17 protein-coding genes are annotated in these 26,465 nt (G+C 57.0%); 12 read left to right on the top strand and 5 right to left on the bottom strand.

Features of this window, described 5'->3' with window-relative positions:
• Positions 1 to 244: 244 nt before the first annotated feature.
• From MXM41_RS02700 to MXM41_RS02670, 7 genes are all read left to right on the top strand, one after another.
• Complete coding sequence (locus MXM41_RS02700; RefSeq protein WP_325929755.1) at positions 245 to 9,937, top strand: autotransporter-associated beta strand repeat-containing protein; 9,693 nt, start codon at positions 245 to 247, stop codon at positions 9,935 to 9,937.
• A gap of 106 nt (positions 9,938 to 10,043) precedes the next feature.
• Entirely contained in the window at positions 10,044 to 11,660 is a 1,617-nt protein-coding gene (locus tag MXM41_RS02695; protein WP_325929754.1) for a mechanosensitive ion channel family protein, read from the top strand.
• Positions 11,657 to 12,772, top strand: a complete 1,116-nt coding sequence (locus MXM41_RS02690) for a BamA/TamA family outer membrane protein (RefSeq protein ID WP_325929753.1) — start codon at positions 11,657 to 11,659, stop codon at positions 12,770 to 12,772. Before MXM41_RS02695 ends, MXM41_RS02690 begins: the two co-directional genes overlap by 4 nt.
• Positions 12,773 to 12,784: 12 nt before the next feature.
• Positions 12,785 to 13,723, top strand: coding sequence for a hypothetical protein (locus MXM41_RS02685; protein WP_325929752.1), 939 nt, complete (start codon positions 12,785 to 12,787; stop codon positions 13,721 to 13,723).
• A gap of 65 nt (positions 13,724 to 13,788) precedes the next feature.
• Complete coding sequence (locus MXM41_RS02680) at positions 13,789 to 14,853, top strand: BamA/TamA family outer membrane protein (RefSeq protein WP_418936758.1); 1,065 nt, start codon at positions 13,789 to 13,791, stop codon at positions 14,851 to 14,853.
• Positions 14,854 to 15,960, top strand: coding sequence for a DUF4056 domain-containing protein (locus MXM41_RS02675; protein WP_325929750.1), 1,107 nt, complete (start codon positions 14,854 to 14,856; stop codon positions 15,958 to 15,960).
• 29 nt (positions 15,961 to 15,989) lie between these two features.
• Positions 15,990 to 17,177: an OmpP1/FadL family transporter gene (locus tag MXM41_RS02670; protein ID WP_325929748.1), complete on the top strand. Its 1,188-nt coding sequence runs from the start codon at positions 15,990 to 15,992 to the stop codon at positions 17,175 to 17,177.
• 36 nt (positions 17,178 to 17,213) lie between these two features.
• Here the strand turns inward: MXM41_RS02670 and MXM41_RS02665 are convergent, their stop codons facing one another.
• The 4 genes from MXM41_RS02665 to MXM41_RS02650 all read right to left on the bottom strand — a co-directional run bounded on the left by MXM41_RS02665 (position 17,214) and on the right by MXM41_RS02650 (position 20,533).
• Positions 17,214 to 17,741: a LuxR C-terminal-related transcriptional regulator gene (locus tag MXM41_RS02665; protein WP_325929746.1), complete on the bottom strand. Its 528-nt coding sequence runs from the start codon at positions 17,739 to 17,741 to the stop codon at positions 17,214 to 17,216.
• A gap of 148 nt (positions 17,742 to 17,889) precedes the next feature.
• Positions 17,890 to 18,780, bottom strand: coding sequence for a LysR family transcriptional regulator (locus MXM41_RS02660; RefSeq protein WP_325929744.1), 891 nt, complete (start codon positions 18,778 to 18,780; stop codon positions 17,890 to 17,892).
• A gap of 17 nt (positions 18,781 to 18,797) precedes the next feature.
• A complete protein-coding gene (locus MXM41_RS02655) occupies positions 18,798 to 19,667 on the bottom strand; it encodes a hypothetical protein (RefSeq protein ID WP_325929743.1) in 870 nt (289 codons plus the stop codon).
• Between the two features lie 17 nt (positions 19,668 to 19,684).
• The gene (locus tag MXM41_RS02650) at positions 19,685 to 20,533 is read right to left on the bottom strand and encodes a hypothetical protein (RefSeq protein ID WP_325929741.1); all 849 of its coding nucleotides are present in this window, start codon (positions 20,531 to 20,533) and stop codon (positions 19,685 to 19,687) included.
• A gap of 418 nt (positions 20,534 to 20,951) precedes the next feature.
• Here MXM41_RS02650 and MXM41_RS02645 point away from each other — a divergent pair, with 418 nt between their 5' ends.
• The 4 genes from MXM41_RS02645 to MXM41_RS02630 all read left to right on the top strand — a co-directional run bounded on the left by MXM41_RS02645 (position 20,952) and on the right by MXM41_RS02630 (position 25,020).
• Complete coding sequence (locus MXM41_RS02645) at positions 20,952 to 22,340, top strand: DUF1254 domain-containing protein (RefSeq protein ID WP_325929739.1); 1,389 nt, start codon at positions 20,952 to 20,954, stop codon at positions 22,338 to 22,340.
• Positions 22,341 to 22,350: 10 nt separating this feature from the next.
• The gene (locus MXM41_RS02640) at positions 22,351 to 23,817 is read left to right on the top strand and encodes a DUF1254 domain-containing protein (protein WP_325929737.1); all 1,467 of its coding nucleotides are present in this window, start codon (positions 22,351 to 22,353) and stop codon (positions 23,815 to 23,817) included.
• A 226-nt stretch (positions 23,818 to 24,043) separates the two neighbouring features.
• On the top strand, positions 24,044 to 24,463 hold the full coding sequence (locus MXM41_RS02635; protein ID WP_325929735.1) for a translesion error-prone DNA polymerase V autoproteolytic subunit: 420 nt from the start codon (positions 24,044 to 24,046) through the stop codon (positions 24,461 to 24,463).
• Between the two features lie 116 nt (positions 24,464 to 24,579).
• Positions 24,580 to 25,020 carry a GNAT family N-acetyltransferase gene (locus tag MXM41_RS02630; RefSeq protein ID WP_325929733.1) on the top strand — a complete coding sequence of 147 codons (441 nt, stop codon included), beginning with the start codon at positions 24,580 to 24,582 and terminating at the stop codon, positions 25,018 to 25,020.
• A gap of 53 nt (positions 25,021 to 25,073) precedes the next feature.
• Here MXM41_RS02630 and bdcA read toward each other — a convergent pair whose 3' ends face one another.
• Positions 25,074 to 25,787, bottom strand: coding sequence for an SDR family oxidoreductase (gene bdcA, locus MXM41_RS02625; protein WP_325929731.1), 714 nt, complete (start codon positions 25,785 to 25,787; stop codon positions 25,074 to 25,076).
• A gap of 76 nt (positions 25,788 to 25,863) precedes the next feature.
• Between bdcA and MXM41_RS02620 the strand changes: the two genes are divergently transcribed.
• Positions 25,864 to 26,454: a TetR/AcrR family transcriptional regulator gene (locus tag MXM41_RS02620; RefSeq protein ID WP_325930826.1), complete on the top strand. Its 591-nt coding sequence runs from the start codon at positions 25,864 to 25,866 to the stop codon at positions 26,452 to 26,454.
• The last annotated feature ends 11 nt before the right edge of the window (positions 26,455 to 26,465 follow it).

Raw genomic sequence — 26,465 nt, 5'->3', positions numbered from 1 at the left:
TTCCCGCAATTAACGGGCAGTTTAAGAGCGGGCTTCAGGCCGGGGATTACAGCAATGATGATGCCCTGAAAACAGGCATTTTTATTGCGTGTTTCATTATTATTTCCTATTGAATTTTGTGTGTTATCTGCCATGTGAAAATAAAATTATTCAACTAACCTAAATACATTCGTTGTCTGAATGTTTCTTAACTTTTCCGCGTATTTCCATTGTTTTCAAACGACTGGATTAGACAGGGTACGTTATGAATAAAATTTATCGTCATGTATGGAGCCATGTGGCAGGCTGTTTTGTTGCGGTCAGCGAACTTTCAACATCGCATACAGGGACAAAACGTTGTCGCCGCCGTTTAATGGTCACGGGGGCTGCCCCGGTAATACTTTTGGGTTTATCTGGCGTAGCTTCAGCAGACGATGTCAACTGGGCGAGCGTCTATCCCAGTTATTTATTCTCAACCGATCCTGCCTATAACTTCGATACCGTTATTGAAACCGGCATCGCATTTAGCATTGATAATCAGGTTTTACCGAATCATTATGCGCCGGGCACTACGCTTAATATTCTCGGGCCGATACCGCTCCTGCCCGATGTTACGTCTGGTAACGGCGTCTCGGGGCGGACCGTGGCGGTGACCAGCGCGTTGCCCGGGGCCGTTGCCTCCGAGGGCGATCGCATCCTGACCATCACGGCCACCGATTCACAGGGCGCGGTTACGCCTATTACCTCAGCGAATATTGGTGAGTTTACCTACTCGCCAAACCCGGCCAACCCGCAGCAGAATCAGGAGCTCAACGTCGAGGTTCCCGGGCTGGATGGCAGTTTTCAGGTCATCAGTATTTATGACTCATCCACCTTTGTCTCCGCGGATGATACCCCCGTGGGTAACATGCAGCTGTCGGTGTATGACCCCGCCAGCGTCAGGATCATGAATGCGTTTGGCATCGCGGAGGTGGGGGCTGATGGCGGCACGGCGAATATCAACGTCGGGGCGGATACCACCGGCACCACGCCCATTGCGGCGGCGGCCAATACGCTCGATCTGCTGACCAAAAATTCAACCCTGGCGCGCGCAGACGCTGGTAGAGCCGCCACCAGCGCGGTGAACTGGCTCTCTGATAACTACATTCATTTCCGACCTGCGGCGGTAGTAAGCGCGCAGAGCCAGGGCGTAGGAGCGCAAAGTACCCAGTATAACTACACCCTGACGTTACCGAATTACACTGAATTACCCGGAGGTCGGGTGGTGCAGGTGGGAAGTCGCGACTTTACCATTACCTCCTCCGATGACATTGCGGATGTGAACAACTATCTCACCGGTCAGGGCGCCTATGCCGGTAGCCCACAAATCCAGTACTGGCTGACGGCCGGAGCAGAAGTGAATGGCGAAGTGATTGACTCGGCGGTGGAGGCGCAAACCGTCTATAACACCATCATCACCGGGTTACTCAGCCAGGCGCAAAGCACCCAAATTAATCTCACCTATAACGTCTGGGAAGATCGGCTGGCGCACAACAACAACGCCACCCTCGGTACTGGCGATCTGCGCGTGATATATGCCAATGGTGCAGGCGCAACCGGAACCGTCACTCCCGACGCGAGCCTGGCCGTGGATGGGGCGTCGGCGGTAATGGAGGCCTTCAACGGCGGGGCGATCGTTAACAACGGCACCATTAACGCCTGGCGCAGCAGCGGCAGCAGCCCCACCTCGGTGGCAATGCTGGCCAGCTACGGCACAGCGGTGAACACCGGGGTGATTAACGCCGGGTTGTTCCTTGAGAAAGATGGCGTTAACCAGAATGTGAGCAACGCCGGCAGCGTGGGGATGGCCGGGTTGACGGACGCCACGCTGACCAACCAGGGTTACATCAACGTCGCGGTGACGGATAACGCCTCGCATACCGCGTGGGGGATGGCCGTTGGCGGTAACAGTTCGCTGACTAACACGGGCACCATCACCCTGACGGGTAACAGCCGCAATCCGGACGGGCGTGCCGGGGGCTATGCGATTCTGAGCGACGCCACGGGGACGGCCACGAACACCGGCCAAATTTACATTGGCGCAACGCCTGTCCTGTCTGCGACAGCGCCCGAGGCTATCAATCTGGTCGGTAGCGGGGCGTTAAGCGCCGGGATGTACTCCACCGGCAAGGGTGACATAGAAAACAGCGCGACAGGCGTCATCACGCTGCTGAGCGGTACCCGTAATGCGGCGGGCATGCTGATTGAAGGGGGAACCGAGGACGCAACCAACAATGGCCAGTTGAACGTGCTGGGCACCCTGACGCCAACGGCGACAGGCGAAATTTCGGCTGCCGCCAACTACGGCATGTACGTCAAAGACAACGGCGGGGTGGTGACCAACAACGGCAATATTTTTGTCGACGGTGACAACAACATCGCCCTGAATATTCTGGCGCAAACCGCCAACGCCTCTCTTAACTCCACCGCCAGCAGTGCGATTGTGGTGGGGAGCGCGGGGGATACCGGCGGCACGGATAATCAGCCTTATACCTACCGCAACTACGCCGTTTACGCCGAGGGGTTAAACAACTTTGCCTCACAGGTGACGCTTAATTCCGACATCAGTCTGTTATCCGCCGGGGCGATCGGCGTCCATGCCCGCGGCAATGCCACCATAGATATCGGCCCGGATGCCTCCCTGGCATTTCAGAATACCCAGCAAATCGGCTATTACGCCTGGGGCCAGGGTTCCAGCATCAATATCACCAACGCCACCATTACCGATAACAGCCAGACGCAGTCCATTCTCTTCGCCGTCGATCACGGGGCCACCTTTAATGGCGAAACCGGAACCGGCAGTAATTACGATCTGATTGTTTCCGGCCAGGGCTCCACGGGTGTCTTTGCCAACGGCGTGGATGATCTGAATAACACCGAGATTACCGATGATGTGCCTACCCAATTAACTACCGGCGACGCTTCAATTACGGTTTCCGGGTTAAACGCGGTAGGGGTGAAAGTCACAGGCGGAGCCAACGGTGCCATTACCGACGGCGCCATCGCGCTGACCGGTAATAACACCACGGCGGTGCTGGTGGATGGGCGTAATTACAATATTGATGCCACCATCGATCCTCTTGCGCGTATCACCCAGGTCACCTCTGACGCGGTCATCACCTCGGCGGCGGGACAGACCGGCATCGTGGGCTATAACGTCGGCTATCTCGGCAATCTGACCTTAAATGCGGGGGCGGCGATCGATCTGCTGGGTAACAGCAGCACCGGGATTATTTTGCATGACAACGGCCAGGCGACGGTTACTGCGCCTGTGAGCGTCGCCGGCACCAACAACATCGGGGTGGATATTCAGAATGCCGGGCTGCTGAATAACAGTGGCGCCATCACGGTTTCCGGGGCCGACGGCAGCGGCAACATCGGCCTGCGGGTCCAGGGCGCAGGGGCGACGGTGAGCCAGCTCGGCACCGTTACCGCCAACGGCGGCCTGGCGGCAGTGCAGCTGGCAGGCGATGGCGCCACGCTCACCGTCAACGGCACGGGTAACCAGATCGCCGCCAGCAACGGCGCTGACGGGGTGCGTATCGACAGCACCGGGGCCTCCTCCTTCAACGCCAGCAACACCACTATCGATGTGTCAGGGACCGGGGCGGGGATTAATAACAACGCCAGCGCCAGTAACATCAACCTGAACAACGTCATCATCAATTCCGGCGACGGTCCGGCCATTCGCACGGCGGTGACCTTTACGGCTGAAGGAACTGGCAACGTCCTGAACGTGGCGGGCAGCGGCAGCGGCTTTGCGTTTATGCAGGCGGACGGGTCGCAGACCGCCGGCGATCTGACTATCGGCACCGGCTACACCATTAACGGTAACGGGACCGACAGCACCGGTATCCTGGCGCGAACCACCGGCAACGTGAACTCCGGCACCGCCATCACCATGGGGGCAACGGCGGGCGCGGCGATTGAGGCGACGGATGCCAGCAGCCTGAGCAACAGCGGCGTTATCACCACCAGCAGCGACACGGGCAGCACCATCCTGGCGCAGAACACGGCGGCATTCAGCAACAGCGGCACCATTACCTCCACCAGCACCACCAACGCGCAGTCGCTTATCACCCTGAACGGTACCGCGGCCAGCCGCACTATCACCAATACCGGCGTTATTCTCAGCCAGAGCGAAGAGGCGACGGTCATTGATGCCTCCGGTACAGCCAACAACACTATCGTTAACAGCGGCACGCTGCGCGCTGCCAGCGACACGGGGCAGGTAGTTCTGACCGGCAGCGGCAACGACGTGATGAACATTAACGCTGGAACGACCCAGGGGGAGATCACCCTCGGCAGCGGCGGCGACCAGTTCGGCTTTACGGCGGGGGAATTCGCAGGCGGCGTGACCTTTACCGGGGCCGACGGCAACGACAGCGCCACTTTTGGCGATATCAGCCTGGCCCGCGTCAGCCATGTGCTGAGCGAAGGGGGCACCAACAATACTCTGACCTTTAACAACACCCGCAGCAGCGCCGGGGCGGCGAATATCGGCTCGCTGGCGGCGGACGATCTGGCGCAGGGTACCAATATTGGTACCGGCTGGAGCACGCTGAACCTGGAGGGCGATCCTGCTGATATCCGGGTGGTGAACGATCTCGTGCTCTCCGGGGCGGCACAAATTAACGTAAATAATGGGGCGACGCTGCGCACCGGCGATAACGCCGTGACCAGCGGCGAGGCGACGGTTCGCCAGTACAACATTGCCACCTCCGGCGCCAACAGCCTGGTTTCGTTTGACGGCGCGGGGGATCAGACCTACAGCGGCGTCATTTCCGGCTCCGGCGGCATGGAGCGTATCGGCGGCGGCGACACGGTATTACTGGGTGAAAACACCTACACCGGCAACACGCTGATCGGCCCGGACTCGGAGCTGGCGCTGGGCAACGGCGGCACCACCGGGCGTCTGTCCGCCACCACCAATATCACTGACAACGGCCTGTTAACGGTCAACCGCTCAGATGAGGTGGCGTTAAACGGCGTCATCTCCGGCAGCGGGGCGTTTCGTCAGTTGGGCAGCGGGGTGACGCGCCTGGGCGGCAATAACAGCTATGCCGGGACCACCACCGTCGAACAGGGCACGCTGCTGATTAACGGCGTGCAGACCGGCACCGGGCTGACCACTGTGCAGTCCGGCGCCACCCTCGGTGGCTACGGCACCCTGGGTGGTGATGTGCTCTTTGAGACCGGCACGGTGCTGCGTCCGGGGGATGACAGCCGCGGCAACGGCACCGGCCTGCTGACCATCAACGGCGACCTGACCCTGGCGAGCGACACCGACAGCCAGTTCCAGCTGGGTGAGGTCTATACCCCCGGCGGGGCGTTGAACGATCTGGTGACGGTGGCGGGGGATCTTACCCTCGATGGGGTGGTGAACGTCGCGTTGACCGCGGGCGGCAGCTTCCTGCCGGGGGTCTATCGCCTGTTTAACTATGGCGGCACGCTGATCAATAACACCATGGACATCGGCAGCTTACCCCCGAACGATGCCAACCAGTACGCCATTCAGACCAATATCGCGAACCAGGTCAACCTGGTGCTGGATTTTGTGGTGCCCGCCAACCAGCTTCAGTTCTGGGACGGCGATCTTAATGCCACTAACCACGGCGATGGCACTTCCGGCAACGGCGTTGTTGACGGCGGGTTCGGTTCCTGGAACGCCTTGATTGCAGGCACCAGTAACAACTGGACGCAGGCTAATGGCGTCGGCAACGCCCCCTGGTCCCAGCGCGCTTTTGCAGTCTTCCAGGGCGCGGCCGATACGGTGCTGATCAACAATGCCTTTGGCGATGTCATCACCAGCGGGATGCAGTTTACGACCGATGGCTATCTGCTGACGCCGGACCTGATTAATCAGGACTCGCAGCTGCACATGGTCGCCACCAATATCGCGGGCGTGATTACCCCTGATAATAGCTATGACGCGGTGGGCGGCACTCACGGTGACAGCTACTTTGCGATTCGCGTGGGCGACGGCGCGGCTGGGGCCGATGTTAACACCACCCTGAACGTTGATCTGGTGCAGGACAGCGATGCCGACGGGGCGATCCGCCTGCTGAAAACCGACCCTGGCCGGCTGATCCTCAACGGCGATAACCAGTACAGCGGCGGCACCGAAGTGTGGAACGGCACCCTGCAGGTGTCAAAAGATTCAAGCCTCGGCGATGCCGGTACCTTTGTGCTCCTCAAAAACGGCGCCACCTTCCAGACCGGCGCGGATTACGCCACTGACCGCCTGTTTATCCTGGACGGAGCGGCGGGCGGCGCGTTTGATGTTTACGGTAATACCTTCACCTCCCGGGGGGGAATTGGCGGCGATGGCCCGCTGGCGGTGAGAGACAGCTCCGCCGGCAACGGCGATGGGGTGCTGGATCTCAACGTGGCGAATACGTATCAGGGGGATACCACCATCACCGGTAAAAACGGTACCGGCACCCTGACCGTCAACGCTAACGCCACCGGGGCGCTGGGCCGGGCCGACAGTACGGTCACGCTGACCGATGCGGCGCGCCTGAATATCAACAACGCCAGTGCGGCAGAAGCGCATCTCTTTAACGTCAACAACGCTACCCTGGCCTTTAACGATGCGGCATCGGCGGACAGCAGCACCATCAACCTGGCTGGCGGTACCCTTGAACTGACGGACACCAGCAGCGGCGGCGCGGCCACCGTCAACGTCGATGCCACTTCCCAAATGCTGCTCTCCGGCAGCGCCGACGCGGGCAGCAGCGTGACCAGCAACAGCGGCACGGTGGCCTTTGCGGGCAATGCCCAGGCCGCCAGCGCGCGCATCACCAACCTGGCGGGCGGTAACGTGACGCTGGCGGATGCCGCAGGCAATACCGCCATCGGGTCACTCTCCGGGGCCGGGAATGTTAACCTGGGTGCCGCCACGCTGACGGAAGGTCATCTTGGCCTGAACGATACCATCAGCGGCATTATCAGCGGCAGCGGCGGCGGGCTGGTCAAAACGGGCGGCGGCACGCTGACGCTGACCGGGGAGAACAGCTATACCGGTGCCACGGCGGTTGAGCAGGGCGTGTTGCTGATTAACGGCAGCCAGAGTGCGGCCACCGGCGCGGCTACCGTCGCTGGCGGGGCCACTCTCGGCGGCGCAGGGACGCTCGGCGGCAGCGTCAGCGTGGCCGATGATGGCCACCTGACGCCGGGCGCGACGCTTTCCAGCGTGGGGGAACTCACGATGGGGAGCCTGACGCTGGCGCAAAATGCCCAGCTTGATTTCCAGTTCGGCCAGTCCGGCACCCCGGGCGGAGCGCTGAACGATCTCCTGACGGTTAACGGGGATCTGAACCTCGACGGTAAGCTCAATATCACCCAGACCCCGGGCGGGAACTTTGATGTCGGCGTCTATCGCGTCATCGACTACAGCGGCACCCTGACCAACAACATTCTGGAGATCGGCACTGCGCCAGCCGCGGCAGACGATCTCTATGTCCAGACCTCCATTGATGGTCAGGTCAACCTGGTTAATCGTACCGGTTACACCATGCGCTTCTGGGATGGATTTGGCGGCGCAGGCGGTTCGCTGAAAAATAACGATGTCATCGATGGCGGCAACGGCGTCTGGCAGAACAGCAACGGCAACGATAACTGGACCACCGACCGCACCAACCCTGAAGGGGCGTTCAATACCCCGTTCAGCGATGGTGCCTTCGCGGTGTTTGGCGGTGAGTCCGGTAACGTCACGGTGGATAACAGCCTGGGGGCGGTGACCATCAGCGGCGCGCAGTTTATGACTGACGGCTATGTCATTAATGAGGGGGCGATCACCACAAACACCGCCGACACCGTGATGCGCGTGGGCGATGGTACCGTGCGTGGCGCGGGCTATACCGCCACCATCAATTCACAAATCACTGGCAGCGGCGGGCTGAATAAAACCGACCTCGGCACCCTGGTGCTGAACGGCAATAACACCTGGCAGGGCGGCACCGTCATCAGTGACGGGGTGTTACAGGTCTCCGGCGATCAAAATCTTGGCGCCGCGGGCACCGGCATCACCCTCAGCGGCGGTACGCTGCGCTACGGCGCCGCGTTCGACACTGCCCGGGCCGTGACCCTCGCCGGTGACGGCGGGGCGATCGATACCAACGGCAACAGCGTCTCGTTGCTCACGGCGGTGGGCGGCAGCGGCAATCTGTCAAAACAGGGAGAAGGTACGCTGACCCTCACCCAGGACAGTACCTTCCAGGGCGAGACCACTATCCGTAACGGTACCCTGCAGCTGGGGAACGGCGGCAACAGCGGTAGCGTATTGGGGAATGTGGTGAACCTCGCCACGCTGGTGGTGAACCGGGCCAACACCCTGGATCTCAACGGCATCATTACCGGTACGGGTGACTTTATTCAGCGCGGCGAGGGCACCACCGTCCTGAACGGGCTTAACAGATGGACGGGCTACACGCTGGTGGAAAACGGCACCCTGCTGGCCGGGGGCATCAACCGCTTCAGCAGCGGCTCCAGCCACATCGTCAGCAGCACGGGTACCCTTGATACCGGCGGGCATAACCAGACCGTGGCGGATCTGGTGAACCAGGGCACGGTCAACCTGCGCGGCGGCAACGTCGGGTCCACCCTGACGGTGCAGGGCGACTATGTGGGGCTTGACGGTACGCTGAAAATCGCTGCACGGCAGAATAGCCCGGGCGTGGCGGACCATCTGGTGATCGACGGCGGCACCGCCAGCGGCACCACGCTGCTGGATATCGACGTCAGCCAGCTTGGGGAACCGACCGAAGGCGACGGCATTCTGGTCGTCGATGCCATCAACGGCGGCGTTACCACCGCGCAAACCACCCGAGACGCGTTCACCCTCGGCTCCGACTATCTGACCGCGGGGGCCTGGGAGTACCAGCTGTTCGCGGGGGATATCAACGGTGCGGGCGAAGACTGGTTCCTGCGCGCCGGCTATCGTCCGGACGTGCCGGGCTTTGACACATTACCGTCCATCATCCGTCAGGCCGATCTGTTTGTGCTGGGCACCCTGCACCTGCGCCAGGGCGATGAGCGCCCTTACCGGGCGGACAACCCTGCGGATCAGGAGGGCCGTTTCTGGGCGCGCTACCTGACCAAAACCGTCGACCAGAAACTGGATGATGCGACAGGAAGTACCAGCCACAGCCAGTACAACGGTATGCAGATGGGGCTCGATCTGTGGCAGGACGATAAGTGGCGTTCTGGCATCTATACCACCTTTATGGATATCGACAGCGCCATCGACGGTAACACCGGCATGAGCGGCGGGGCGGCGTATAACTCCACCTTCTCAACTTATCTGGGGGGGTACGCCACCTGGACCGACACCGACGGTTTCTACGTCGATAACGTCCTGCAATACGGCTATCACTCGGTCGATCTTAAAAATATGACCGATCATGAGACCTACCACCCGGACGGCAACTCGGTTACGGCTTCTGTGGAAGTGGGCAAACCCTGGTACTTTGGCGATACCGGCTGGGCGTTTGAGCCTCAGGCCCAGCTGATCTGGCAGTGGAGCGACTTCGACGACGTCACGCTCAACGACCCGGCCAAAACCCGCGTCAGCGTTCATGCCGACAGCGCGGTGATCGGCCGTCTGGGCGCGCGTCTCACCGCGGAGTACGACACCAACCACGGCAAGGTGAAGCCGTATGTGCGGGTGAACTACTGGCAGGAGCTGACCGACGGCCAGGATGAGGTGACTTACCGCAACACTGCCAACAGCGACGGCAAAACCACCCTGAAGGCCAACCAGCAGTTCGCCGCCACCGAGGCGGCCGTGGGGGCCACCTGGATGGTGACAGATGATGTGCAGGCCTATACCGAGGTGGGCAAAACCTGGGACAACAGCGGCAAAACCAGCCTCGACGCGGACATTTCCGCGTCGCTCGGGATGAAGATCCGTTTCTGAGTCGTATTGCATAAGTGAAACGCTGGTCTACGCTCTGAAAAGCACAGACCAGCCGTTTCGTGGGTAGTCTGAAAATAATGATAATTGCGCGTTTCGGGTGGTGAACATGAACAGGATCCTGCTCATCTTTTTGACAATTTTTCTCTCTGGTCTGGCTTGTATTACCCAGGCTGCGGAACCCCGTCAGGCCCCTACGGAGCAGGAGCGCGCCCGCACGCTCTATATCTTTCATCAGCCTATCGTCATGCTGCAGGCGAAGTTCGGCCTGACCACGCCTGAAGAGCGCGTGTTACGCATCCGCAATACGCTGCGCAACTTTACCGAGGCGGACGTGCGGGAGCCGCTCAAAATCGTGTCGGTATCGCGCTACAACCAGCAGGGAAGGCTGATTGTGATGAACGGCAAACCGGTGCTGCTGCTGGCGCAGGCGGATCTGGACGAAGGCGATGATTTAACGCTGGATCAGGCCGCCCAGCGGGTGCTGGCCCGGATGGAAGCCCAGCGCATGGCTCTGCGCGATCAGTATGATTCTGGCTGGCTGGCGCTCTCCACCGTGAAAGCGGCGGCGGGCTTTCTGGTCTTCGTGTTCTTCTGTTACGGCGCCTGGCGTTCGTGGCGCTGGGTACAGCGCTTTTATCGTTTGCGGATCCTCGAAAACCGCAGCTGGATCCCGCATCGCTGGCGGCGTTTTATTGGCGCTATTGAGACCCGCCTGTATGCCCTGCTGATGATTTTACTGGCTGTTGTGGCGTTCTATTTCTGGCTGAGCTGGGTCTTCAGCCTGTTTCCCTGGACCCGCGTCTGGGGCACCTCTCTGGGCGACTGGTCGTTCCGCGTGCTGCGGCAAATGGCGCTGTCGATTGCCTCAGCCCTGCCGGGGCTGCTGATCGTCCTGCTTATTTTTCTTATCACCGGGGCGATCCTCAAGCTGCTGAAGTTTGTGCTTAACCAGGTGGAAGCGGGGCGCCTGCAGTTGCCGGGGATCCATCCCGAAACCGTCGGCGCCACCCGCAAGCTGATTTCGGTAGTGGTGTGGCTGTTTGCTCTTTCCGCCGCTTACCCGTTTCTGCCCGGCGCCAATTCGCTGGCGTTTAAGGGCATCAGCGTCTTCTTTGGCTTAATGCTCACCCTGGGATCGGCAGGGGTGATGAACCACGCCATGAGCGGACTGGTGCTGATCTACTCCCGGGCGCTGCGCAAAGGGGATGTGATTCGGGTGGCGGATAACGAAGGGATGGTGAGTGAGGTTGGCATGCTCGCCACCAAGATCATCACCCGGGAAAACTACGTCGTCACCGTACCCAATGCGGTGGTGGTGAGCGGCAAAATCACCAACCTCAGCGTGCAAAACCCGGACGGCGGGGTGAACCTCACCGTGGGCGTCACCATCGGGTACGACACTCCCTGGCGCCAGGTGCACGCCATGCTGGAGCTGGCCGCTAAACGGGCGCAGTGCATCGATCCTGCCCAACCGCCGCTGGTGCGCCAGCTGAGCCTGATGGACTGGTATATCGCCTATGAATTACAGGTGCGGTTGCTGCCGGGGCAGTCGCTGGCGGTGGCCCGCAACGAGCTGCACAGCAATATTCAGGACGTGTTCAACGAGTTCAACGTACAGATCATGTCGCCGAACTTCGTGATGCAGCCTGACGGCGCGGTGATGGTGGCGAAGGAGAACTGGTATCCGGCACCAGCAACGGCGCCCGAGGGCAATAAGGGATGAACAAATACGTGCTGCTGGCTTTATTGCTATGCGGGCAGGCCTCAGCGACCAGCCTGATCGATCCTGAGGATGGCATGCTGGATATGAGCCGAAACCTGCAGGAGAACCCTTACGGATTTCTGCCGATCCCGGTGGCGATCACCGAGCCCGCCGTCGGCTATGGCGGCGGGCTGTTTGGCCTGTTTTTGCACGGTAAAGGCAGCCAGGTTGACGGGCAATATATTCCCCCGGCAATGACCGCGCTGGGCGGCGGCGGTACCGAAAACGGCACCTGGTTTGTCGGCGGCGGCCATCGGCGGACCTGGCAGGATGACCACATCCGCTACCTGATTGCCGGGGGCTACGCCAGTATCAATCTTGATATCTATTCCGGCGATGTGGCCGGGTTCAGCCGCAACAAGGCTATCAACACCGAAACTCAGGGCTACGGCGGCATGCAAAAGCTGCTGTTCCGCGTAGGGGACTCGCCGGTGTTTGTCGGCGCCTCCCAGTTCTGGGCGAAGACGGATATCTCCGCCAAAAACAATCCCGTTATCGATCGCGTATGGCAGCGGGTGCTGGGGGATAACAGCACCTCCTCGGCGCTGGGCGTGGTGGCGGAATACGACACTACCGATAACTTTTTCTGGCCGCGGGAAGGGGTGGCGCTCAGCGGCGAGTACCAGTTTTACGGTCACTTCCTGGGGGGCGATTACCGCTACGATCTGCTGACGCTGGACGGCAAAGTTTTTCTGCCCCTCAATCCGACCTGGACGCTCTCCCTCGCCGGGAACTACCAGCGGCTCTCTCAGGAAGATCAGCACCTGCCGCCGATGGCCCGGCCCTATATCAAGCTGCGGGGGATCTCCCGCTACCGCTATCAGGGCGACGATGTCAGTACCGTGCAGGCCCAGCTTGGCTGGCAGGTTACGCCGCGCTGGATCCTGCAAGGGTTTGTCGGGGCCGGGAGCGCCGGGGAGCGCGCAAGCGATCTTTACCACAGCGCAGAAGTGGCCTGGGGTACCGGTTTTCGCTACCTGATCGCCCGGGAGTACGGGTTGCATACCGGCGTGGACGTGGCCTTCAGCGATCACGAACAGGCGGTCTATTTTAATGTGGGCTCTGGCCTGTAAATGAGGAGAGTTATGAGATGGATTAAGGTGATGGTGCCGTTGCTGCTGGTTTCGGGGGTCGCGTCGGCGGCCGACGCTGACGAGCGGACGTTCCCCATCTGGGGGGATGAGGCCAGGGCGCGGGGTTATGCCATTCCGCTGCCCTTTGGCGTCAACCTCAGCTACATGAATATGCGCCAGGACATTAACGTCGACAGCATTGGCTTTTCCGGTCTGGCGCTGGGCAACCATCCCATCCCGACCGATATGTTTAATATCGATGCCGGGCATACGCGTGAGCAGAGTAAAACCGAAAACCTGCGCCTGGATATGTGGGTGTTTCCGTTTCTCAATATTTACGGGCTGGTGGGGCATACGCGCGGCTCGTCCGTCTCGAACGTCTCCGTCGATGCCGATCCCTCGCGCTATACCGGCGTAGACCGGATCATCGCCTCCTCAGTGCATCAGCTGCATCAGAGCGGTGAACTGCAGGATATTGATTTTATCCTCGACTTCAAGGGCACCACCTGGGGCACCGGGATCACCCTGGCAGGGGGCTATGAAAACTGGTTTGCGCTGGTGGACACGAACTACACCCGCACCGATTTTGACATTCTGGACGGCAAAATCTCGGCGCTGACCATCTCGCCCCGGGTGGGTTACCGCTTCAGCTTCCAGGGCCCGGCGGGCGAGTCGCATCTTGGCGTGTGGATAGGAAGCATGTACCAGGATGTGCAGCAGGAGTTTCAGGGCAGCCTGTCGGATCTGCATATGCCCGCCCAGCTGCAGCCGCTGATTAACGCGGTGAACCAGAGCGATGACGGCCGGTTTGACGTTAAGCAGAAGCTCTCCTCCCCCTGGAATATGCTGGTCGGCGCTCAGTTTGAGATGACGCCGCATTTTAACGTCCTCACCGAATTTGGCTTCAACCAGCGCAACAGCTTCTTTGTGGCGGGGGAATACCGTTTCTGATGAGCCGTTGCCGCAGCATGCTGATATTTTCCCTGACGCTGTCTACATGGCCTGCAGACGCGGCCATGCTGGATCAAAAGTCGGTGGATGCGTTGCTGGCGAAACTGGGGGCGGACAACCAGTACGATCCGCAAAAAGGGATCGACTGGAGCGTGCTGCCTGGCCCGTTTTATACCCCGGAGCTCAGGCTGGGGCTGGGCACGGCGGTAGCGGGGATTTACCGGGTCGATCCCATGGATACCACCACCCAGAACTCATCGCTCTCGTTTACCGGGTTTGTCAGCGCCAGCGGCGCGGCAGGGCTGGGCTTAAGCAGTTACACCTTTTTCACCGACGATCGCTGGCGCCTGTTTATCGACGGCGCGTTGAACAGGGTGCCAACCGGCTTCTGGGGAATTGGCTACGAAGCCGCCCAGGGAAACGAGCAGGATTACACCAGCCATGCCTTCCGGATCCATCCGGTGGTGATGCGCGAAGTGGCAGACGATCTCTACCTCGGCGTCGGATGGGATTTTTCCACGCTGCAGGCGGACATCGAACGTCCACATCCGGGGGACACCTTCACGCGCTATGACGCGCAGACGTCGCCCCTGTCGTCGGGCGTGACCCTCAGCCTGAATTACGATTCCCGTGACGTTGTCACGCGGCCCGAGCGCGGGCAGCTGTTCAGGGTGGAATACAGCGAGTTTGACCCCTCGCTGGGGTCCGATACCCGTTTCCACGCCACCGAGGTGCAATACGATTATTACCATCTGCTGAACGAAAAAAGCGTGCTGGCCGTCGATCTCTGGGGGCGCTTTACCCGGGGCAAGGTGCCCTGGGACAGACTCTCGATGGCCGGTGACGACCGACGCATGCGCGGCTACTACCAGGGACGCTATCGCGACAACGATGTGGTGAGCGGGCAGGTGGAGTACCGGCGAAAGCTGAACTGGCGACACGGCTATGTGCTGTGGCTGGGAGCGGGGGCGCTGGGAAGTGACCTCAAGGATCTCGGCGATCATCCCCTGCTGCCGACCGCCGGGGTGGGCTATCGCTTTGAAGTCAAACCGGCGATGAACGTCCGGCTGGATCTGGGATTTGGTAAAGAGAGTGCAGGATTTTATTTTCAGGTTGCGGAGGCTTTCTGAATGGGTAAGTGGTTGATGCTGTTATGGATCGTTGCGGGTTTTGCCTGTGCCAACGAGGCGCCGTTGTCCGTTAAGCAGGCGAGGAAGGTCTACCCCGTGGTGAGCCATCTTTCAGCACCGGAATCGCTGCGCCCCTGTTGCGCGTTTGGCTATGACCTGCACGTCAGGGCGGTGGGTGTGCCCATTCCGGTCTACCAGATTGGCAACGTCCTGACGCTGGATACGCTGGGCCGCCATCACTACAACGACAGTGCGCTGGGGGCAGTGAAAAATCTGGTGGGCTTAAGCGAAGAGAAAAACGGCCTGATCTATACCCATCGCGGCGGGTTTATCGATATCGCCCACGTCCGCGACACGGCGGATAACACCTTCTATCTCTTCTCCCGCCTTCTTCCCGAGCTGGGACGCGGCGGACGCCTGTTTTACAGCGAGGAGCTGGGCGTGCGCCGGGTGCAGCTCCGGGCCTTCACGCCGCCTTCCGCCATGCCCGAACGCTACACCCTTGCGGCCTGGCTGGCCGGCCAGCTGGCATTTGAGCTGGCTCAGTGGCACGAGATTGCACAGTGGTACGGTTTTCAGTCAGTTCCCGGCTTTTCGGAAGAAATTTCTGCTTTTTCGCCGGAAGATTTGTACTCCAACCTGCTGGGAGCGAGGCTGGCCATCGCGGTTATTTTGCAGGGCAAAGCCGGGTCGGTAGCGCAATACAACGCCGCTATGGAGACGGCGCTGCGCCACGCGCTGCTGCAGCTCGGGGTCGCGACCGCCACCGAAACCGAAAGAAAGTTTCGCGAGCTGGACGGCGACTGGTGGAACAGCAAGCGCCGGGTGCCGGATAAATTTCTGGTGCTAAAGCGCAACTACAACCTTGAACATAACCGGTTACCCACGCCGGTGGCGTATGAAAAAACGACGCCTTATATGCTGACGATGCCCGCCGTCGTGGTGGGGTATCAGCTCTCCCGCCTGGGTGAACTTCAGATTTACCCGGGCGCAGATATGCAGTCTCTCCCGATGCCGAAGGCATTCTACGGCCCGTCTCAGTTCCAGAGGCTGGCCGACCGGGCAGAGAAGGCAGATAAAACGCAGCTGGAACGATTTCAGAAATAGCAGCGCAACGTTAATTTTGCAGGTGGCAAATGAAAAAACTTACATTGATTGGTCTTGGTCTGTTTTTATCCCCGGTAACCCATGCCAGTGGGCTCTACTTTTATGAAATGGGTACGGAGGATACGGCGCTTGCGGGTGCGGGGCAGGCGGCTCGCGCCCAGGATGCCTCCACCATTGTCACCAACCCGGCCGGGATGACCCGCCTGCCGGATCATATGTTTACCGGCGGTGTGCAGCTGATGGACGGGGATATTTCTTACCAGCTCGATAACGAGGCGGGCAGACAAAGTCCGGGCGATATCATGAGCGTGTTTCCCAACGCCAGCGGCTTTTACGCGCAAAAAATTAATGACGATCTGTTTGCCGGGATCGGGCTGTACGGCAACTACGGCCTGGCGACCGACTACGGTGAGTGGGCGGGCGATCGGCTGATTAAAAAGAGCGCGATGGTCGCCCTGACCTTAAGCCCGTCGCTGGCCTACAGGCTGAACGACCGGGTCTCGGTTGGCGGCTCGGTCAACGTTAACTACGGCCTTCTTTCGCTTACCCGCAACGTCGACGGCGATGATGAGACCGAAAAAGATCATGACTGGGCCATGAGCTATCGTCTGGGCTTACTGATGGAACTCACCGACCAGACCCGGGCGGGGATCACCTGGACCAGTAAAACCGAATATGACTTTGATATCGATGGGAAGGCGCGTTTCCCGAATCTGCCGAACGTCGAATACGATCTGCCGCTCTCGGCGCAGGTCAGGGCGCCGCAGCAGATCATGTTAAGCCTGGTGCACGATATTAATCAGCAGTGGTCGGTGATGGGCGATCTGGGCTGGCAGGACTGGAGCCAGTTTGGCGCCCCGCAAGTTACTGTGGTAGGGCAGGATCTCGACAAGAAAAACCGCCTTAAGGACTCCTGGCACACGGCGCTGGGGGTGCAGTATCGCCCGACGGAGCAGTGGCGGATCAATGCGGGGGTGGCGTTTGACAGCACCATCTATGAATCACAGAACGACGCGTCGCTGGCCCTGCCGACCGGGGACGAGTGGCGTTTCGCCACCGGCGCGCAATATCAGGTGACGCCGCAGAGCAATATTGGTTTCGCGGTCTCTTATCTGCATATGCAGTCCTCCCGGGTGCAGTCTCCGGCTATCCTGAAAGGCAGCTATGACGATCCGTACCTGTGGTTTGCCAGCCTGAACTACAGCTACCAGTTTTAACCAGCAGGTGCAGCCCCGTCTGACGGCGGTGGCTGCTTATAATTTCTGATCGAGAAGGGCTGATTTAACCCGGTTCATCGCGAGCGGGTTTTTTGCCCGCATATGCATTTTTTCCTGGATTTTGATGCGATAGGTGCTGATGGTTTTCTGCGACAGCTTAAGACGTTTTGCAATTTTATGGTTTTCCAGGTGCGCCAGGTTTAATACTTCATATTCCCGGCGGGTGAACCAATGCTGACGCAGGCTATGATAATACTCGACCAGATACTGGAGCGGCTGCAGGCGGAAATGTAACGACGAGTAGATAATATTATCAATTTTGACATAACGGCCTGACTCAATAGCGTTCAGTAACACGATATACCGCGATCTGGATTTTTTGATGGCGCTGATGACATTATTTCTAAGGCTGTCTTGCTCAATCGCAATGATAATATTTGTGAACGCGTTGGTCTTGCACAGTTTTTCAACCTCCAGCTCATCGCAAATAAATAAGGTATCAACCTGTGAACCCTCTGTGCCCGCACAAAGATAATAATTATCACTTAATAAAATAGCGCTCATAATAATGTCGTGGTTTATAAAATTAATGAAGCGGCTAGGTTATACAGTTAGCGATCGGCTGTAAATTGAACGCCGGAATCATCTTTTAAATACTTAATTTAAATTTATTAAATCCCTTTGTTATTCCGAATAAATAGTGATTTTAGTATTAGCTAACCGCAGCCTGAAAATGCTGGATTAATTCTCCCAGTTGCGGGTTGGTGGCGAGCGAATGATGGTAATGCACGTAGCATTCATACGTCATTTCAAGCTCCGGTGGCACATCCAGTACCTTTATCGGCAGCAGGGGCTGAAGGTGCTGCGCGATGACTGTCGGCAGTAAAATGATCAGGTCGCTGTGGGCGCAAAGCATGACCAGATTAAGCGTACTGCTGGCGACAAAGGCCACGTTACGCGACTGAAACAGGGCGTTAAACCGGTTGGTTTGTTCCACGTTATCGCTAATCAGGTGCATTCCCCTGGACCAGATAGCATGCTGATGCTGCGTCCAGTCGGACAGGGTGAAGGTATCACCGATCGCCGGATGATCGTGACGGACAATGGCGGAGATGCCGCTGTGAAAGAATTTCAGTTGAATAATAGAATTATTAACAGGCAGCCGGGTACCAATATCAATATCCACCTCTTTATTTCTGATTCTGGCTATTCTGGCTTCATCGTTTTCAACAGAGGAACAAAAATTGACGCGGGATAGCGGATCGGCGCAGGCAATTAAGGCGGTCGACAGTAGCAGCTCAAGAACGGAATAACAGCTGACGGTAAAAATCGTTTTCTCCGTCGCGGAGAGAACATTGTCCAGATCAAGATCCCTGACGATTTTTTGATATTTCTGACTGAGCTCTTCTGCCAGACTGCCCGGCACCATCCCGGTTCGGGTACGGAAAAAAAGGGCCGAGCCGGTAATTTTTCGCGCTTTATTGAGGGTGTAACTGACGGCGCCGGGCGAGACGCCTAACAGTTTCGCCGTCTGCATTACGCTGCCGCAGGCGCAGAGGGTATGAATGGTTTTTAAGGTTTTAATATCAAACTTGTGTTCCATTGGTCTCGCTTCCCGTCTCAGATAAATTTCAGCATAAAGCGTACCGGTTTAATTTGCAGGATCTTTTGCCAGATGGCTGATAAATCGACGATCCCGGCCATGCCAAGCAGCACCAGAATAATCAGCAGGGTCGCGACGGTAATAACGAACATAAAGCGGACAATATTTTTGTGCATCTTTTGTTGCTGCGAAACCCGGCGGTCCTCTTTTTCATACTCAACAAGGGTGGTGATGGCCTGACCCTGAACATAATAAACACCCTGGCTTTCGGTGAGATCCCCGCTAATGACCAGTGACTCCAGCAGCAGTTTTATTTTTCGCCTGAAGGCTTCGTTTTTAATGTGTTTATACCATAGCGTGCCATAGAGCAGGGCGATCACCTCGTCCTGACTAAAGCCAGACGAGGTGCGCGATGGCCGTTGATTAACATAGCTGGCGACAAGCAGTCTGAGCAAGTTAAAGCGGTCGCGGCTTATGGTCTCGGTATCCGATTTTGCGCCAGACACCACGCGGCCTTTAAGGCGGGCAATCTGCGTCTTTAGCGTAATGACCTTCAGGGTGCGATCGAGGGCAAACAGGAAGATGCTTTTATAATGCTGGGTATAGTTTTTTTTGTAATGGACAATCTCTGCGTCCATCTCAGGAATATCAGCAAGTTTTTTAGTAACATCACCGGTCTGGTACAACGAAGATAACGATAACACGCCATCCTGGCCGTTCTCTGCGGTATGCGCCGCCTTCAGGATATAGCGATTGTTTTCTGCATCTTTAAAAAAGACCGAATAGTAGTCGTGCGGCGTGCCTTTATCCGCACTATGGCGCAATAACAAGGGCAAATATTTACGCCATAGCGATATCTGCATCTTTTCAACGTTGATCAGGCTCATTCATCCTCTCCTTAAAATCAATTTACAAACTGGAGGTTTAGCCCGGCGAATATTTGCCACTTCGGTTGCCCATCACCGCGATCGGCGACGCTCCCCTGAGGCTCAATGAAGAAGTTATAAACTGTTTTCTGACGCTTTATTACCTGACCAATGCCGAGACCCAGTGGAATACTGTAATCATCATTGTGAAGGTTGTATAACCAGACTGGCGCAGCGCGAAGATAGGTACCCCCTCCCAGTTGATAAAAGAGGAATGGCTGGAAGGTGGCGAGATTGACATTACTCCGATCGTCATTTCCGGCAAAGCTATGTTGCCATGAGGCGAGATAACCATATTGAAACTTAGGATTGCTGGCATCAAAAAGTACGTTGACCAGCCCTCCTGACCATTTCTCTGAGCCTACGGCATCTTTTGAGGCCGTCGGGGCCGTTATCTGTGGCCCAAATCCGAAACTGACAGCGGGGTTTCCGGTATCAATGAGCCATGATGCAAACAGGTTAAGATCGCCCACCCCCGTTTGATGGCCTCCAGCGGGCGGGATGGGATAGGTGTTAACAGGCAGGGAGGCGCGTAAAAGCCAGTCGCTGTCACCTAACCTGAAAGGCGTGGCAAAGCGAAACCAGAACTGATTCGCGTCCTTGTCTGTGCCACTGACGTCACCAATGTAATAGTTTTGCATGTTAAACGCTGTCATATTGGCAAGCGGGTTATTCGCCTGCGCAGCGCTTCCCGAGTCACCCTCAGCAGCCCAACAGTGACTCGCAAACAGCGCCATTGCGCTAATTCCAAATATCTTTTTCATCATTATCTCTGGGTAGCAGGAGTTCATTGAATTGTAGATGATGTTGACTTCTGACGAGTACATCCGCGTTATATCGTTATAACTGAATATCCCTGGCGTCGGTGCTGTCTTATTAAAGTCACATTCAGCTACGTGTGCTCGTTTATAGCGGCAGTCGTACATCGCGGTGCAAACTGCCTGAATAGAGGGCGTTCGTCAAATTTTAGTCCTCTATATCCCCCGTTCAGGTAAAAATTTATAAATAAACAATTCTTATGCTTAACTTTTTTTATTTTCCTACTATCATTTAGTAAAAATCCGCCTTTTAGAATCAGGTCAATGACGACGCAATAATCCTGTTGTGGAACCATTACCTGTCACATCATTCTCACCGTACAGCAGGATATTACGTATGAAGCATAAAGTAGTGACATCCGCAATTTTGTTGGCATGTATGTTCTCACTCCCTACATTCGCCGAAAACGCCCCCGTATCGCCGTTAATGAAACAGCTTAATAACGGCAACTGGTTGCCTGAGAATGAAGCAAAGTCATTAAGTAACGAGCTTTATTATCAGGATGCTATTCAGGCTTATATCCAGACGCTTCCTTTGCTGAACACTATTGGTCTGCGGGATGGGTCGGAAGCCGCATTTGGCAAAGGGTATAACGTATTACCTATCTGGAAAGAACGCATGGACAGCCGCGCGGTGGTGCCTACCCCGAATGGTGATGTCATCTACTCGATGAGCTATCTCGACCTGAAAGAGACGGGGCCGCTGGTTATTAAGGCGCCTGCCAACGTTATCGGGATGTTCACCGACTTCTTCCAGAAAACCATCACCGACGTTGGCGCTATTGGTCCCGATCGCGCGCGGGGTGGACTGTATCTGCTGCTGCCGCCAGACTACAACGGACCGGTGCCGCAAGGATATTATGCGTTTAAATCCTCCACCTATAACGTGTTCCTCTTTTTCCGCACCATCATGGGGAAAGGCGAGGGCAAGCCTGACCCTGTTCCGGCGGTTAAAAACGCCGAAACCACACGAATCTACCCGCTCTGGGACGTCGAAAAAGATGTCAAACCGATGCAGTTCCCGGATGCCAGCGGCAAACGCGTGAATATGGTCTATCCCACTGATGCCAGCTACTGGAAAAAGCTGAAAGACTTTGTGGATTATGAACCGCTGACCGCCATTCCGGATGCTACGCGCAGCGCGCTGTTGAGCATTGGTATCGTTAAAGGCAAGCCTTTTAACCCGACACCTGAACAGCAGGAGCTGCTGAACAAAGCGGTAGAGACTGCGCCGCGAATGATTCTGGCAAGGCGTCAGATGGGGCGGGACGATCATCGCCAGCTTTATTACAAAGACCGTCAGTGGGAGAACTCCTGGGCGGGAGCGACGGCAGAGTGGATGCAGTACGGTACGCTCGATGCTAACCAGCGTGCCGCTTTCTTCCAGATAGCGTATTCCAGTGCCGCGGCAATGGTCATGCATACCACCGGGGCCGGGTCAAAATACCCTTACGCAGTTAAAGATAATACCGGCAAGTTCCTCGATGGCGGCAACACCTACAAGCTGCATTTACCGCCGAATCCACCTGCGGCGCTGTTCTGGGCCGTGACGGCCTATAACATCACCGATGGCACCATGCCCGAAACGGATCAGCTTCTGCCTTCAACAAATGGCTATTACAACATCCCTAAAAACAGCGATGGCTCTATCGATCTGTGGTTCGGCCCGAATAAGCCGGATGGGGTAGATGACACCGCCTTTATCAAAACAGTTCCAGGCCGTAATTTCCTTGTTGCACTTCGTCTCTACGGCACGGAAGACGGCTTCTACGATCAAACCTGGGTACCAGACGATCTGGTTCAGACGAATAAATAAGGATTCGAAAATGGTTAAAATTAAAACGCTGGCATTGCTCACTACCCTGGCGGTCAGCGCCGGGGCATGGGCGCAAACTGCGCCGCTCACTATTGCGCAACCTACAGCCTTTGACCAGCTGAACCAGACCTCGTTAGATGTGCAGATGCCGGAAGCCTACGTCAAGGCAATGGCGCAGCAGGCCTATATCTGGGGCTGGCCGATGGTAAACCAGTTCAACCGCCGTGAGACCATAACGAAGGCGCCGTATCCGGCGCTCAACGGGGGAATGGTGCCGGTCGCGCCTATGGGTCAGCTCAGCATGCTGACGGATTACATCAAACCCGAAGAGACCTTCGTGACCTGTCCGAATCAGGACGTGGCCTACGGCCTGGGCTTCTTTGAGCTGGAAAAAGAGCCGGTTGTAATCCAGGTGCCTGATTTTGGCGATCGTTTCTGGGTTTACGCCATCTATGATGCCCGAACCGACCAGATTGGAAACGTCGGAAAACCGTATGGCACTAAACCGGGCTTTTATCTGCTGGTTGGTCCTGACTGGAAAGGCGAAACGCCAAAAGGCATTAACGGCATCATCCGTTCTTCGACTGAAATGGCGAACGTGATACCGCGCATCCAGATGGACGACACGCCAGAAGACAGGGCGGCGATTCAGGCTCCGATTAAAGAGGTGATGACCTATCCGCTGAGTCAGTTTGACGGCAAAATGAAGTCCTACGACTATTCGACGCTGCCTTCCGTGGGGGAAACTGCGGATCCAAACGCGGGTGAAACGAAGTGGGTGGTTCCGGAAAAGTTCTTCGATCAGTTTGAAAACGTGCTGAATAAAGTTCCGCCATTACCGGGCGAAGAGGCCATGTATGCGCAGTACCGTCACCTTGTCGAAGCCGGAAAGAAAAATCCGGATATCCGCAAGTGGATGGATGAGGCCGCAGTTGAAACGGACAAAACCGTCATCGCCGAATTCTTCAAATGGAAGCATAACGGCGTACCGGCGGGCAACGGCTGGAACCGCTCTAAAAATAACGCCGAGTTTGGCGTTGATTATTACAACCGGACCGGTACCTCCAAATCGAATATGTTCGATAACAAGCCGGACGAAACGCAATATTTCTATACCGATAATGACGCAGCCGGCACCCAGCTTTCAGGCGAACATGACTACACCGTCACCTTCCCGAAAGGGGAACTTCCGCCGGTGAAAGGCTTCTGGTCTTTAACGCTCTATAACAGCAAGCATCTGTTCAGCCCGAACGAACTTAACCGCTATTCGCTGGGGACCAAAAACAAAAACCTGAAGTACAACGATGATGGCTCCCTGACGCTCTACGTCAGCAAAACGCGCCCATCGGAGGATAAACTGAACAACTGGCTGCCTGCACCAGACGGAACATTCTCGCTGTATATTCGCGCCTACTGGGGTGAAAAAGCGATTCTGGACGGAACATGGCAACCGCCTAAAATTGAAACCGTGAAGTAACTTACTCCGTAGCCCCCTTGTCGACGACAAAGGGGCTTTTTTTACATGCTGACAATCGTCCTCACGCCCTCCAGGCCAGAAAACATTTACAAAACAAATATTTCTAGCCGCAATAAACACTTATAAGCGAAGCGGTTAAGCAATAATCAGCCGTTAACGGCCCGCGACTTGATTGCGCTTCTCGTCACGACTACTGTATATAAAAACAGTATTCGAGGAACGAATCATGGAGTTTTACCAACTTTCAGCGCTGCGCGAGGTTATTGCGCTCCCCCTTTTCAGCGATGTGGTGCAGTGCGGCTTTCCCAGTCCGGCCCAGGACTACGTTGAACAGCGTATCGATCTGAACAAATTACTTATTCAGCACCCCAACTCGACCTATTTCGTGAAGGCGGCCGGGGATTCGATGATAGATGCCGGGATCGGCGATGGCGACCTGCTGATTGTTGACAGCGCCAGAACGGCGCAGCACGGGGATATCGTGATCGCCGCGGTGGAAGGGGAGTTTACGGTAAAACGCCTGCAGCTCAGACCCCGGGTGCAGCTTAATCCAATGAACAGCGCCTATTCCCCGATCCTCGTGAGCAGTGAAGATTCCCTCGATATTTTTGGCGTGGTGACCTACATCGTTAAGTCGGCGGATTAGCCAGCTTGCTGACGTTCAGGAGGCGCGATTTTCTTTGTAAGATCAACGAATGTTATTGATTTGGTTTATGAGATTCAGATATTTTTTGCTGAACTTTACTGACGAAGATAACAATAATGATCTCAATAAGGGCGGCAGAATTAAGCGATATTCCTTCTCTGCAAAGGCTTTTTCAACAGCTGGGCTATGAGACGGATGCTGAGCGCTTAAAAGGACATATTCATGAAAAGCATGACAGCCTCTGTGTTTTAGTGGCTGAAGCTGAAAAAGACATTAGCGGCGTTATCGTTGTGAATTTTGTCACGCCTGTTCATGAAAATGGCCTGTGGGCATTTATCTCCGCGCTGGTCATTGATGAGTCTTCGCGTGGGGCGGGAATAGGCCAGAAGCTTCTCATCGCCTCTGAACGAATCGCCCTTGATAAAAGATGCACGCAGATTGAGCTTTCAAGCAGCGAAAGAAGGGTCAGAGCGCACAAATTTTATGAAAGTAACGGGTATAAAGAGGTAAGAAAGCGCTTCGTCAAACGCCTGGCTGATCTGCCGCCTGTTTCCTGACGCTATGCGTGACCAACCGTCATCGGGACCGGCAGTCTGCCGGTCCCGGACCATTATGCGCCAAAGGCGCCGTCAATGGTGTGCATGGCCCCGGTCACGAATGACGCTTCCGGCCCCGCCAGCCAGGCGACCATGCCCGCCACTTCCTCAGGCCGCCCGTGTCGTTTAATCGCCATAAAGCTGTGCATCAGCTCCTTCATAGGACCGCTCTCGGGGTTGGCATCGGTATCGATGGGGCCAGGCTGCACAACGTTGACCGTGATCCCGCGCGGGCCAAAGTCACGTGCCAGCCCGCGCGCCAGACCCTGGAGTGCGGATTTGCTGACTGCATAAGAGGCCATCCCCGGAACGGGCATGCGATCGCCGTTCACTGAACCTATTACAATAATCCGTCCGCCGTCCGGCATTTGCCGGGCCGCTTCAACCGCGGCGTGGTAAGGCGCGTGAATGTTGATCCGGAAGAGGCGATCGACGGCGTCGCTATCCTGTTCCAGCGCATCGCCAAAGAGAGCAATGCCTGAATTGACGACCAGAACGTCCAGCGGCCCGCTGTCATGCACCAGCTTAATTACCGCATCCCGGTCGGCGCTGTCGGCCTGTACCGCCACGCTTCCGGTTTCAGTGGCCAGTTGCGCGGCGGCTTCTGGCGAACCGGCGTAACTGAAAACAACCGACGCGCCATCTGACGCAAAGCGCCTTACGATAGCCGCGCCGATCCCACGACTTCCACCTAAAATCAGGACCGATCTCTTCTGTAGTGCAGCCATAAAATCTTCCTTATGATATTGTAGTGGTCATTACAATATGGTTCGGCTGTGCATGCCGTCAAGGAGTAATGTAGTGATCACTACAAAAAAGAGCGGAACCCCAGGACGACCTCGTCGGTTTGATCCTGAGCAGGCCATTGAAACCGCACAGCACCTCTTTCACTCGCAGGGCTATGACGCGGTGAGTGTGGCCGATCTGACAAAGGCATTTGGCATCAATCCGCCCAGCTTTTACGCCGCATTTGGCAGTAAATTTGGGCTCTATACGCGCGTGCTGGATCGCTATAGTCATACTGGCGCCATTCCCTTTGCCGTACTCCTGCGCCATGACCGCCCGGTAGGGCAGTGCCTGATGGATGTCCTGAACGAAGCGGCAAGACGCTATGTCAGCGATCCGACGGCGGCCGGGTGCCTGGTGCTGGAGGGGATCCATTGCAACGATCGGGCTGCGCGCGAGGCGGCAAGCGCATTGCACACTGCCGCAGAAGAAAATATCCGGGCCTATATCGCCCAATACTACCCGCATGAAGCCGTTCGGCTGACCGACTTTATCAGTACCCTGATGGCGGGACTTTCGGCGAAAGCACGGGCAGGGGATAGCCTGGCGCGGCTGCAGGAAACCGTGCGCCTGGCAGGTCTGGCGCTGGAGTCGTTACTTCCTCGCTGAGGCCAGACCCT

It is taken from the genome of Leclercia adecarboxylata (assembly GCF_035787115.1).
GTDB lineage: Bacteria > Pseudomonadota > Gammaproteobacteria > Enterobacterales > Enterobacteriaceae > Enterobacter > Enterobacter adecarboxylatus_E.
The sequence above is the reverse complement of the archived record's forward strand: the minus strand, read 5'-3'. Positions and strand labels throughout refer to the sequence as shown.